Origin of the sequence: Rheinheimera sp. (genome assembly GCF_037442345.1) — a bacterium.
Taxonomy (GTDB): Bacteria; Pseudomonadota; Gammaproteobacteria; order Enterobacterales; family Alteromonadaceae; genus Pararheinheimera.
This window is the reverse complement of record NZ_JBBIQL010000003.1, coordinates 37142-49769: the sequence shown is the minus strand read 5'-3', so window position 1 is coordinate 49769 and position 12628 is coordinate 37142. Positions and strand designations below refer to the sequence as shown.

General features: G+C 54.0%; 10 protein-coding genes. 4 read left to right on the top strand and 6 right to left on the bottom strand.

Annotation, left to right across the window (positions count from 1 at the left end; all coding sequences use genetic code 11):
• Positions 1-7: 7 nt before the first annotated feature.
• The 3 genes from WKJ04_RS02210 to WKJ04_RS02200 all read left to right on the top strand — a co-directional run bounded on the left by WKJ04_RS02210 (position 8) and on the right by WKJ04_RS02200 (position 3051).
• Positions 8-1678: a DUF1566 domain-containing protein gene (locus tag WKJ04_RS02210; RefSeq protein ID WP_337878913.1), complete on the top strand. Its 1671-nt coding sequence runs from the start codon at positions 8-10 to the stop codon at positions 1676-1678.
• 9 nt (positions 1679-1687) lie between these two features.
• Positions 1688-2197, top strand: coding sequence for a DUF1566 domain-containing protein (locus WKJ04_RS02205; RefSeq protein ID WP_337878912.1), 510 nt, complete (start codon positions 1688-1690; stop codon positions 2195-2197).
• Positions 2198-2292: 95 nt separating this feature from the next.
• On the top strand, positions 2293-3051 hold the full coding sequence (locus WKJ04_RS02200; protein ID WP_337878911.1) for a DUF2884 family protein: 759 nt from the start codon (positions 2293-2295) through the stop codon (positions 3049-3051).
• Between the two features lie 6 nt (positions 3052-3057).
• Here WKJ04_RS02200 and WKJ04_RS02195 read toward each other — a convergent pair whose 3' ends face one another.
• On the bottom strand, positions 3058-3483 hold the full coding sequence (locus tag WKJ04_RS02195) for a hypothetical protein (protein WP_337878910.1): 426 nt from the start codon (positions 3481-3483) through the stop codon (positions 3058-3060).
• A 132-nt stretch (positions 3484-3615) separates the two neighbouring features.
• Positions 3616-5106 (bottom strand): hypothetical protein, encoded by a 1491-nt coding sequence (locus tag WKJ04_RS02190; protein WP_337878909.1) that lies wholly within the window; start codon positions 5104-5106, stop codon positions 3616-3618.
• Positions 5107-5249: 143 nt separating this feature from the next.
• Here WKJ04_RS02190 and WKJ04_RS02185 point away from each other — a divergent pair, with 143 nt between their 5' ends.
• Positions 5250-6833, top strand: coding sequence for an MFS transporter (locus WKJ04_RS02185; protein ID WP_337878908.1), 1584 nt, complete (start codon positions 5250-5252; stop codon positions 6831-6833).
• Positions 6834-6890: 57 nt separating this feature from the next.
• Here WKJ04_RS02185 and WKJ04_RS02180 read toward each other — a convergent pair whose 3' ends face one another.
• The 4 genes from WKJ04_RS02180 to WKJ04_RS02165 all read right to left on the bottom strand — a co-directional run bounded on the left by WKJ04_RS02180 (position 6891) and on the right by WKJ04_RS02165 (position 12628).
• Complete coding sequence (locus WKJ04_RS02180) at positions 6891-8210, bottom strand: TonB family protein (RefSeq protein WP_337878907.1); 1320 nt, start codon at positions 8208-8210, stop codon at positions 6891-6893.
• 138 nt (positions 8211-8348) lie between these two features.
• Complete coding sequence (locus WKJ04_RS02175) at positions 8349-10223, bottom strand: DUF885 domain-containing protein (protein WP_337878906.1); 1875 nt, start codon at positions 10221-10223, stop codon at positions 8349-8351.
• A gap of 139 nt (positions 10224-10362) precedes the next feature.
• Positions 10363-11697 (bottom strand): amidohydrolase, encoded by a 1335-nt coding sequence (locus WKJ04_RS02170; RefSeq protein WP_337878905.1) that lies wholly within the window; start codon positions 11695-11697, stop codon positions 10363-10365.
• Between the two features lie 46 nt (positions 11698-11743).
• Positions 11744-12628, bottom strand: coding sequence for a transglutaminase family protein (locus WKJ04_RS02165; protein WP_337878904.1), 885 nt, complete (start codon positions 12626-12628; stop codon positions 11744-11746).

The following is a 12628-nucleotide window of genomic DNA, read 5'->3' as shown; positions in this document are numbered from 1 at the left end:
GAACTGAATGAAGCTGAAAACCCTGGTATTAGTGCTGAGCCTGAGTGCTCTGCTACCGGCCTGTGGCGGTGGTGGAGGAGACGAAGGCTCCACGACCGAACTGGCCAGTGTCAATGCTGGTGCAGACCAAAGTGTGAACGAACGCAATAGTTTTACCCTGACTGCGGTGGCGGATCCGACAGGCGGCAGCTTTAGCTGGCGCCAACTGACCGGCACTGTGCTCAGTGGTATGCCTGCCTCAACGGCCAGTGTGAGGCTGACCGCGCCTGTGACTAAAACCGACCTGCTGCTGGCCTTTCAGGTCAGTTACACCAGCCCAACCGGACTGGTCAGGACCGACGAAGTGCAGGTGACCATTAAACCCGTAAATACCTTGCCTGTTGCTGTGGCACAACTGAGCAAACCTTCTATTGTTCCTGTCGCTCTCGGTCAGCAGGTGGAACTGTCTGCTGCCTCTTCTTATGATCCGGATGCCGATGGCAGCATCAGCAGCTACAGCTGGCAACAGTTATCCGGCCCCACTGTGGCCCTGACCGGCGCCAGCAGTAAACAGCTCAGTTTTATCGCCCCTTTGGTCACCGAAGCGACGGACCTTGGTTTTAAACTGACAGTGACAGACGATGAAAACGGCAGCCACAGTACAGAAATTAAAGTACCGGTGCGGGCCAGCAGCAGCACTGTGTATGCCAATGCCGGGGCCGATCAGCAGGTCAGGGAGTTTTCGCTGGTGCAACTGGATGGCCGGGCGTCGCAAAGCAGCTCTGCCAGCTACAGCTGCAGCTGGAGCCAGGTGAGGGGACAGACGGTGGTGTTGCAAAATGCCAGCCAGTGCCAGGCGAGCTTTATTGCACCTGACGTGGCGGGCAGTGCTGAAGTTGAACTGCGCCTGACGGTCACTGACAGTGCGCTGCGCCAGGCCGCTGATACTGTGGTGGTATCGATAGTGAACGCTGTGCTTGGCAGTCTGCCGGATACGGGAATGACCCGCTGTTACGATCAGAGTGCTGAAATTCCCTGCGGTAATGCGGCATTGCCGCGTCAGGATGCAGAGCATGGCCGGGATTCTGTGATCCCTTACCTGCGCAAAATTGGTCGGGGTGAACATGCCTTTGATTTTACCAAACTCGATGAAAATGGTGACGAGGTGTCGGACGACGCTTCGGAGTTCTCCTGCGTCCGCGACAACGTGACGGGCCTGATTTGGGAGCTGAAGGAGCCTGTGCTGGCGGCTGCACCCAATACCACCTTAAGAGCAGCGAATAACAGGTACAGTGACGTCAATCCGGCGCCGGGCAACGGCGGAGAGGCTGGGGAGGCTGCCGCAGCAAACAGCAGTTGTCCCAGTGACACAGACTGCGGTACCCAGACTTACATTGATGAAGTCAACGACGCTGTGTATTGCGGGGGATCCAACTGGCGTATGCCGACGCTGGTGGAACTGATGTCGCTGGCGGATTTCAGCCGCCGGGGTCAGGCCCATTTGCTCGATCCGGCTTTGTTTCGTTATGAACCCGCACTGAGCCTGCAAAACAATTTGTATTACTGGACCAGTGAAACCAGCGCTGAAGGCGGTGGCGGCATCTCCACCTGGGTGTTTAATAACCAGAATGGCAACGACAACAGTCTGCCGAAACAAGCGTCTCAACTGGCTTATATTCGCCTGGTCAGAACCCCTTAGGAGAGCGGTATGAAATTGATACTGGTGGCTTTGAGTCTGAGTTTCTCTGTGCAGGCAGCACAGATTTGTTATGACAATATTGAAGTTGGGGTGGATTTCAGCCATCTGACGCTGAACAGCGACGGTACAGTACTGGACAGCAAAACCCGGCTGCTCTGGTCTGCCTGTCTGGTTGGACAGACCTGGGACAGCAGCAGTAAAAGCTGTACCGGTAACCCGCAACAATTAACCTGGGCCGATGCGCTGCTCGAAAGTGCCCGTCAGGATTTAGGCGGCTACACCAGCTGGCGATTGCCCAATGCCAAAGAAGTACAAACCATTATCAACAGAGGCTGTGTCGATCCGGCGCTGCGACTGAGTCTGTTTCCTGGGGCCAACAGTGAGAATATCTGGACTGGGACTACCGCCGCGAATGAAGCCAATCAGGCGTTTGCTATTGCCATGTACAGTGGCAAAAATAACCTGAAAACCAAAAACACACCTTTGTATGTGCGGCTGGTTCGCTTCAGCGACGAGTAACAGGCGATAAATACCTGTTGCCGTGCGCTGAGGCAGGCTGCTTTTCATGCCCGCTTCCGTTAAGCTCGGGGCTGCAACGAAGAGGAGTAAAACCAGTGCGTTGGTGTGTCTTGTTCTGTCTGATCCTGAGCTGCCCGGGCTGGGCCAATGAATGCGCTATGGCCTTTCGGCATGGTATTTTGATTTCGCCTGAGCAAATCCGGGTGCAAAGCAGCAACCGCACTGTATTTCAGATCAACCATGACAGGCAGCTGTTTATCCGGGGGGAATGGGTCACCTTAACCCCGGCAGAGCAGGAGTTGCTGCAACGTTATTCGCACCTGTTGCGTAAATTTGTGCCTGAAGTGGTCAGCATTGCGGTGGACAGTGTGGAGCTGGGACTGAGTGCCATTGAAAATATGTTGTCCGGCATTGGTGACAGTTCGCAACAGGAAGAATGGCAGCAACTGATCCGCGAGTCGACCTACCAGTTAACCTCCCGTTTTGTCCGCAGTGGCGACCATTTTTATCTGGCCCCACAAAGCCTGCATGAGCTGGATTCATTTTTACACGGCGAGCTGAAACATCAACTGAAAACCTTAGCCAAACAGACGGTTGGGGCCGTCTGGGAAGCATTGCAGGATGCCTTGCGGCAGACGGATGACAATTTTGAGCGGACCGAAAGCCCGAGCTGGCAGCCGCTGGGAGAGCTGGTCAGTAAGATCAATGCCGGTCTGGACCAGAAAGCCGGCGAGCTGGAAGAAAAGTCGGCGTTATTCTGTCAACGTCTGACGGAACTGGATCAGATTGAAAGCCAACTGCAACAACGGGTGCCGCAGTTGATGCAGTATGACGTGATTATTGCCAAACCGTAAAACTACCTACCCTGGTAGCCCTTCTGTTGTTCTGACAGCAAGGCGATAACCTAACCAGGCCATAGGCAGGTAGGCCGCAAACAAGTCGACGACAATAAACCAGGTGGGGGCGGGGATCAGTGTTGCGGCCATTAGTCCACCGCAGAGAAAGAGGCTGCCTACCAAGGCTGCCGCCGCTTTTTTATATCCAGCACATAGTTTAACGGCGATAAAGGCAGCGAGTAGCGTACCACCTGCATGCGCCAAAAATGGCATCAGAAAATGAATAGGTTGCAACAGCGGCATCGCCGCGTTGATCCCCTCCGGCGTCGTCATATCCACACCTTCAGGTAAGGGGATAAGTGGGCCGTTAAGGCTGACAAACAGCATATTAAGCAGGCTGCCAAATACAAGCCCAACCACCACAGCTGCAATGAATTTGAACCAGGCCATACGCAAAGCTTTCTGTTAAGGAATTCCTCTAAATAACATCGGGCATTGGCCTGCTTTTGTCTAGCTTTAGCTGGGAATTTACGCTGTGACCTGTATTGAATGCGGGCGCGACAATGCGCACCCGCAGATGCATCACATATAGGCTCGACTAAAGGCTTCTTTCGATTGACGAATATAAGTCCGTGCTTTTTGTGCGTGTGCTTCCCAGGCGGCTTTGTCTTTGGCGTCGGTAAAGGGGTTTTTCTCACTGGCGACTGAGCTTTCGAACTTGTCGTAGAAGGTAATAGCGGCGGAGGTGATCTGGTTAAAACGCTCTTTAAATTCCTGCATACCTTCCAGCTGGGCTGAGGTTTTCAGCATGTACTGGATCAGTTCAGTCGAATCGTTGCTGTTCAGCAGCGCCACAGCCCTGTTGCTGACCGAGCTGCTGACTTCATCCGCAATGTTAGCGCGCACCGGCTCCTCTTTGCTCATCACCCGGCTGTAGTTTTCCTGGGTGCGGGCCAGACCGGCATGCTGCACGTAGTCGCGCAGGTGTTTGTCCAAATCTTTGCGGAAGCTGTCCACCAGCCGCTGCATGGCCTGCAGGTCGCTTTCCAGTTGCTGCACCTGCAACAGTTCTTTTTCCAGCTCGGTTAAAAACTGCTCGGCTTTTTCATACACTTTCAGGCCGTTTTCTTCAGCAAATTTGCGGTCTTTGCGGCTTAAATCGGCATTGTCATAATTGGACCGGTCAAAAGCCGTCGCTAAAAAGGATTTAAAAGGTTCAGCAAAAGCAGCATACAAACCGCCGCTGACCACTGTTAAGGTGGCGGTGCCCAAATCACTGAAGGGTTTCACCATGGAATTCAGCCGTGCCTGTTGCAATGGTGAGCTGACCCTTTTGGCGTCGGCCAGAATAGTGCGGAAGGAGCTGTAGGCCATAGGGTTGGACATTTTATTACGCTCAGAGCCTGCCAGCACAAAGGTAATGCCGGAATAAATACCGTTGGCATACTCCAGGTACTGGCGCTGGGTTTCCAGCTGAGCGGCGTAATTTTTGCCAAGACCCAGCAGGGCTTCTTTTTTCAGCTCGTAATTCTGATTGGTCTGCAGCTTGTCCAGAATGCCGCTGATAATACGTTGTTCGTTTTTCTGCAGTGCGGTGTCGAGCAAAATGCGCTGAATGCTCAGCTGGTCCAGCAGCACGGTGCCGTGTTGGGTTTCGATATCCAGCCGGATGTATTTGCGGCCCGGGTCGTCAATCGACAGCCGGTGTGCGGTATACCCCTCCTGACCGGGGTTCATTTCAATCAGGCCAATTTGTTGCCACTGGGCACCCACGCTGACAGAAGGTGAGCTCAGCACATTAATTTTGTAGCTGGTAAAGGCGGTTTCAGGTTTAACCCAAAACTCCATTAAACCGGCTTCGGCAACCGGCTGACGGCTGACCAGGGCGCTGCTGCCATTCTGGCATAACAAGGCGCTGGGTCCGGCTTTGGGCTGGCTTTGATCAGGCTGACAACCGGCCAGAATGGTTAAGGGCTGATGGTCTTTGTCAAAATCGGCCACAAACACCAGTTCAGCCGCCTGACTGGTCAGGCTGCACACCACAAATACAACAGAGCACAAAGCAACACGCATAACCAATTTCGCATCCTGATAAGGTCTTTGACGGCCAATGCCAGTCTGATCAAATTAAACTGTACCCTGGCTGAATCAGGGCCATTTGTATTCAATAAGCAGCTGTTTTACACTGCGTTTTTCATTTGAACCAAGAATAACAGATGTCTCACAACGCTGGTTTACAGTTTTATCATCCGGTGGCCTTTTGGTTGGGCTGCCTGGCCATTACCTTAGGTGTGCTTGGCCATGTCCCCATGTTTATGCACTCGGTGCATATGAATTACCAGATGGTGGGCATGCCGATGGACACCAACATGTTGATTGGTATGGGGCTTATTCCTTTTGGTCTGTTGCTGGCAACCTATGGCCTGATGCCCCGTATGGCGCAGTTGCGCCAGCAAGGCGGCTGTACGCTGCAATTTCATGTTGCTGATCAGTTACCACTGAACAAAGAGCACTGGACTCTGGTGCTGGTGCTGCTGCTGGCTGTCGTCGTGGATGTGATGAAACCCGCCACGCTGGGCTTCGTGATGCCCGGTATGAAGACCGAGTATGAAATTGACAGCAAAACGGCAGGCACTCTGGCACTGGTGGCTTTAACAGGCACTACGGTCGGTTCAGTGCTTTGGGGCATAGCTGCGGATAAATTTGGCCGCCGGGCTGCTATTTTGTTGTCGGCACTGATGTTTATCGGCACCGCTATTTGTGGTGCCATGCCAAGTTTTGAGTGGAACCTGATCATGTGCTTTTTAATGGGCATGTCGGCGGGGGGCTTGTTGCCTATTACTTTTACCCTGATGGCTGAAACCATACCCGCAGCGCACCGCGGCTGGTTGCTGGTGGCATTGGGGGGCATAGGCACTGCCGGCGGTTACCTGGTGGCGGCTGGCTCTGCCGCCGTGCTCGAGCCAATGTTCAGCTGGCGGGTGTTATGGCTGCTGGGGTTACCGACAGGTTTGCTGCTGATTTTTCTGAATCGTTATATGCCCGAATCGCCGCGTTATCTGGCAAGTCAGGGGCTTGAGCAGCAGGCGAGGGCGGTGCTGGCCCGTTTTGGCAGCGACGGACAGGGCCACAGCCATGTGGTGGCCGAAGTGCAGGCCGACAGCAAAAAGGCTGGCTTTCAGGACTTATGGCAAGGGCCTTATGCAGGACTGAGCATTGGCCTGGTGCTGGCAGGTATTGCCTGGGGTCTGGTGAACTTCGGTTTTCTGCTCTGGCTGCCGGTGAATCTGGGCGAGCTGGGTCTGGCCAAAGAAGCCAGCGCTATTATCGCCAAATCGGCCCTGATGGCTGTGCCTGCTGTTTTTGTGGTGATTTGGCTGTACCACAGCTGGAGCAGCATCAAAACCCTGTTGCTGTTTTTATTGTTGACCGCCTTTTCGCTGATGGCTTTTGTTGCCTTTGATTTCTGGCAACTGTATCAGCCAACGGCCTTGTCTGTGGCCATTGCTCTACTGCTGGTCAGTGCCAGCGGAGTGATCGCCATGCTGATCCCTTATGCCGCCGAAATTTACCCGGTGGAGCTGCGTGGTGCCGGCTCTGGCCTGATCGCCGCCAGCTCAAAATTTGGTGGTATTCTCGGTGCCGGTGTCGGGGTGCTGGGCTGGTTTGAGCAGCTGGGGTATTCGGCTTTGGCCATTGCTATCGCGTTGGTCTGTGCCGCGCTGGAGCTGAAACGCCATGGTATAGAGACCCGTGGCAAAAGCCTGGAGCAACTGCAGCAGGAAGTCAGCAGTCGTTAGCGGGTCAGCCATGAAAACAAAAAGGCCAGGGGGAGCTGGCCTTTGTCTGCAGAGCGCTTACAGGGCGGCTTTCAGCTCTGCCGCCGTTGCGTATTTTTGCGCTATGGCTTTGTCCAGTAACAACTGACCTGCGGCTTTATCCCCTTCTAAGATCTGCCGTACCCCAGACCAGGTTTGCACCTGCGGGTCGTTTTGCTGCAGCAGGTAGTTTTCCCACTGCCCGGAGAAAGCCGCTAATCGACGTTGTGCGTCCAGATTGCCGTTTTTGGCGGCCATGCCCCACCAATAACTGGGGCTGTGTAGTTGCGACAAGGTCATAATAGGCTGCACCCGTGCATCTTTACCTGGTTGGGCCGACAGATGGTAATCCCCTTGCGTGGCTTTGTTGCCCAGTGATTTTCCCACCAGCTGTTGTGATACCTCTGCCAGGTCCTGGTTGGCCGCGCTCAGCACCTTGGTAATGATGCCATCGGCATTGGCGCTGACTTCCGCATAGCCGGCAAAACCAGGCAGTTCAGCTGTGAAATACAGACTTCGTTTGGTGTTATAGAGTTCAGAAGGGAGCCCCTGATTTGGATCCAGCGGCAGCTGCTTGTCAATATCTACATAGTAATACGAACTGCTGGTCACCAGGTCGAGCAATGAACCCAGCGCATATTGGTGGGTCGGAGAACCGGCGATCGCATAATCCAGCAACTTATGTTCCTTGATGATCTTATTCACCTTCGATTCGGAGACCGGCCCCAGGCTATAGGTCAGCAGAACCTGTGCCTGGTGTTTTTTACCTGTGGCGGCGTATTGCCACTGCCTTAATGCACGGACCGAGTTGCGGTCGAAGACTTTATCCGGGTAAGAGCCCAGAACTTCTGCGACTGGTACTTTGCCTTCTTCATCGACGATAAACCGGATTACGACATAACCAAACTGTCCTCTTCGGGCCGCCTCTTCGGGGTACTGAGGCTCCTGACGCTTAATCGCCTCAGGAAATTCGGTTTTATTGGATTCCTTCGGATCCAGCTCCCGGATCTGCACTTGTGTCAGCAATTGGCTGGCCAGCGTGGCGGCTTGCTGCTGCTCTCCGGCTGACAGCCTGGCCGATAATTTGCTGATAATACCTGCCGCTCTGCTGTCACCCAATTGGTCCGCCAGTTGAAAATAGGCCATCGCCTTCACCGGATCGGCGGCAGTGCCTTCGCCATTATGGTGCATAGCGGCCAGGTTAAAGGCGGCCAGTTCGTTGCCCAACGGCAACAACGCAGTGAACTCAGCCTGCGCTTTGGCATAGTCTTTGAGTTCATAGTGTTTCAGGGCATCCAATAAGTCGGCCTGAGCCAGAGTGCTGCACAGCAAGCTGGCGGCAAGTAATGAAAAACGCATTTTATGTCCTTATAAAATTTCAAATGAGAAATGATGTTAACACTGATTCTTTTACAGGGACAACTCCATAGGCTGGTAAAACAGCAATAAAAAATGGCCCGCAAAGGGGCCATTTTTACGAAGTGGCAGGGCCGGTATTTAAACCGATTTAACGCTGTTTACCCAGTTGTCCACCCGTTTTTCCAGCACATCCAGTGGCAGGGCTCCACCACCCAGCACTGTGTCGTGGAAGCCACGGATATCAAACTTATCGCCCAACTGCTCTTTGGCTTTGGCGCGCAGTTCGAGGATTTTCAGCATACCGATTTTGTAGGCCGTGGCCTGGCCAGGCCATACCAGATAACGGCGTACTTCAGACACCACAGCGCCTTCGGCCACTGGGGTTTTAGCCTTGAAGTAGTCAATGGCCTGCTGTTCAGTCCAGCCTTTGGCGTGCATGCCGGTGTCCACCACCAGACGTACGGCACGCCACATTTCGGTGATCAGGCGGCCAAAATCGGTGTATGGGCTTTGGTAAGCGCCCATTTCTTTGGCCAGCACTTCAGAATACAAAGCCCAGCCTTCGACATAGGCGGTGAAACCGGCCTGAGTACGGAAGGTTGGCACCGATTTCAGCTCCTGCGCTATGGAGATTTGCATATGGTGGCCCGGGCTGCCTTCGTGATAGGCAATGGCTTCCATTTCATTTTTTGGCATCTGCTTCATATCAGACAGGTGCGCGTAATAAATGCCAGGACGTTTGCCATCCGGAGTGCCAGGGAAATAATGCTGGGCAGCACCCGGTTGTTCACGGAAAGCTTCCACCCGTTTTACGACCAGCGGCGCTTTGGGCAGAATGCCAAAGTACTCGGGCAGTTTTTTCTCAATAAAGGCCAGGTAAGCTTCGGAGTCTTTCAGGTAAGCGTTGCGGCCTTCGTCTGTGTCCGGGTAGAAAAATTGCGAGTCGGTTTTAATAAACTTAAAGAACTCCTGCAAGTCGCCTTTAAAGCCAACCTGGTCTTTGATCGCAATCATTTCTTTGGTGATGCGGTCCACTTCATTCAGGCCAATCTGGTGAATTTCTTCCGCCGTTAATGAGGTAGTAGTGGAGTTTTTCAGCCGGTGGTTGTAATAAGCCACACCGTTGGGCTGAGTGGAAACACCAGTGGGGTTGACGGTGGTTTTATCCAGCTCGCTGGTTAAAAACGCAGACAGTGCCTGGTACGACGGCTGGAACTGGGTGGTCAGTGCCGATTTCACGTCGGCCAGCAGTTGTTCGGCTTTTTTGTCATCCAGTTTGTCGGCTTTTTTCAGGCTGTCGATTTTGCTTTTGGCGTCTGCCCACAGCGGAGCGTCTTTGTCGCTTTCAGTAAAAGGCGCGCCGGTCAGCAGATTGTTCACCTGCTCAATCACCCCTTCATAGGCAAAACGGGGTGGCCGCACACCAGCTTCGGCGTATTTGGCCGCCCGTTGCTGCAGCTCGGCAATGGCTTTGGCAATACCGCCCAGACGTTTGATATAGGCCTCCATATCGGCCACTTCATCCACTTTGTGGAAGTTGATCATAATTTGTGGCAACAAGGCATGAATGCCCTGCATCTGGTTAAACACATAGGTATTTACCCGAAAGGCGGCCGCGTCGCGGGCCTGCTCGTACTGGTAAATCCAAAGGTCGTAGGAGGTTTTGGCTTCCATATCCAGTTTGTTGTAGTCAAACTGGCTTTTCAGCTCCTCCACTGTGGCGGCATGCCAGGCCAGTTGCTGGTCTTCTGCCGCTTCGGTGACCTCATCAATCTGGTCGTTTTTATCTTTACGGCCCAAAAAGGTCATTTGCAGCGGGCTCATTTGCAGCTGTTCTTCATATTTGGTTTCAAACCACTGGTTCAGACGCTCTGATTCAGACTGAGCCGCCGCCGTGTTTTCTGCCGGTGCTGCAGCGGCTGGTGCCGCGGTTTCTGTGCTGGTTTTTTCCTGGGCTGGGTTGCAGCCACTGACCAGTGCGGTGACGGCCAGGGCGATAAGGGTTTTACGCACGTTGAATTTCCTTTTTTTGTTATGCCATGTTGAATGGTGCAATTTTTAGTTGTGCTTACGGGTGAAACAACAGGGTTCAGCCTAACGCTTTTTGGCGGTCAGGTGAACCCGATTTTGTAACATGCTGTTGCACACCTGCTCAGGTTTTTGGCATCAGTTCCAGCATGGCGACCACAGTGGCTTCTACACCAGTGCGGATCGCTGGTTCCGGGCTGATTTTAAACAAAGGGCTGTGATGGCTGGGCACCGCAGCACCCCCCTGACGTTCGGCGTCAAAGTCGGCCTTGGGGGTGCCGCCTATCTGGAAGTACACAGAGGGAATAGTCGGGTTTTGAATTAAAAACGGATAGTCTTCCGCCCCCATGCCCAGGCGTCTGAATTTTTGATCAAAAATATCGGCACCAAAATGCGCGGTCCAGCGGGTTTTCAGGCGCTGGGTCAGCGGAATATCGTTGATGGTCGGTGGTGTCGGTTGTGGGTCCACTGTGACTTTCGGCAGTTTGTCTTCCGGCAGGCCCGCCACCCGGCCCATATTGACCGCCACCCGTTTTATGGCGCTAATCAACTGCTCGCGGGTTTCCAGCGTGTCACTGCGCACCGTCAGCTGCAGATGGGCTGAATCCGGAATAATGTTGTGTTTGGAGCCGCCATGGAAGGAGCCCACTGTGATGACGCTGGGCTCTTTCGGGGCTATTTCGCGGCTGACAATGGTTTGCAGGGCCAGCACAATCTGTGACCCCAGCACTATCGGGTCTTTGCCCCGGTGCGGGCTGGCACCGTGGGCGCCAATGCCAGGAATTTCAATATCAACAGAATCGACGCCGGAAAAAGGCGAACCTTCCACTGCCACTATTTTTCCAGCTTCAATTTCACTGGACACGTGCAGCGCCATCGCATAGTCCGGTGTGCCAAACCGCTGGTAAATTTTGTCGTTGCGCATGCCAATGGCGCCACCCGTGTACTCTTCCGCCGGCTGGCCTATCAGCATCAGGGTGCCAGACCACTGGTCTTTTAAGCGCACCATTTGGCGGGCCGTGCCGACCAGGCTGGTGACATGCATATCATGGCCACAGGCGTGCATCACCGACACCTCTTTGCCAAACCAGTCTTTGCTTTTGGTTTTAGAGGCATACGGCAAACCGGATTTTTCTTCGACCGGCAAGGCGTCCATGTCGGCACGCATCATCACCATAGGGCCCGGGCCGTTTTTCAACAGCGCCACCAGCCCGGTTTTGCCGACGCCGGCCGTTACTTCATACCCCAAAGCGGTCAGCTCTTCAGCCAGCCGCTTCGAGGTGTTGAATTCCATAAAAGACAGTTCAGGGTTTTGGTGCAGGTGTTCAAACAACCCCTTCAGGTTTTGTTGGTAATCGGCTGCTATGGCTTCATTGAGGTGTTGGGCCTGCAGTACAGTGCTGCAAAAAAGTGCCGGCAGGAGCACAGACAGCCGTAAGGTGGAGGCATGCAGTTTCATCCGTTGTCCTTATGTTTATTTCAGTCGTTGTTCTTGTCGGTCTACCTTAACTGAATTCCGCCGGAATTGGCATGACATCCACCTCAACCTCAAGTTGATGGTCGCCATGGCCGAGTACCAGACCCTTGAGAGGCACCACATCGCTGTAGTCCCGGCCCCGTGCCAGTACCAGGTGACGACCATTGGGCTGCAGGTTGTTGGTTGGGTCGAACCCGACCCAACCGCTGTCCGGACACCAGACTTCAAACCAGGCATGGGAGGCGTCAGCCCCGGTCAGTTTTGGCTGACCGGGTGGCGCTTCGGTTTCCAGATAGCCGCTGACATAACGGGCCGATAACCCCAGACTGCGCAGACAGGCAATCGCCAGATGGGCGAAATCCTGGCAGACGCCTTTTTTATGGTGCAGCACTTCGGTTAGCGGCGTGGCGACACTGCTGAAGCCTGGATCATAGTCAAATTGCCGGTAGATTTTTTCACTTAAGGCCGCTGCCAGTTGCACCACCGATAAATCGGGGGCGGCCAGTGGCTGAATAAAGGCCCTGCATCCGGCAAGCTGAGGCAACATGGGGCTGGTTTTGCTGCACAGGCAGGCCTGCAGATCCGCCATGGCGGCAGGCACCGAAGACACCAGAGCTTCGGACCAGGGGCGCTCAGAATAATGTCGTTCAGCTTCAGTGCTGACCTGCAACACCGAGCTGGCGACCACACAAAGCCCCTGATGGCTTTGTGGCAGATGCAGCAGTTGTTTATGGTTGCCAAACCAATCCTGCTGTTCATAAAGTGGCGCAGTTTGCGGGTCTATGGTCAGATTGAACTGACGCAGCTGTTGCCTGTGGTCAGACAGGGGTTGCAGGCATAACAGGTTGTAACTGTTGGCCACCGCATGCTGGTATCGGTATCGGGTCAGGTGACGGATCTGATAACTTTTCAT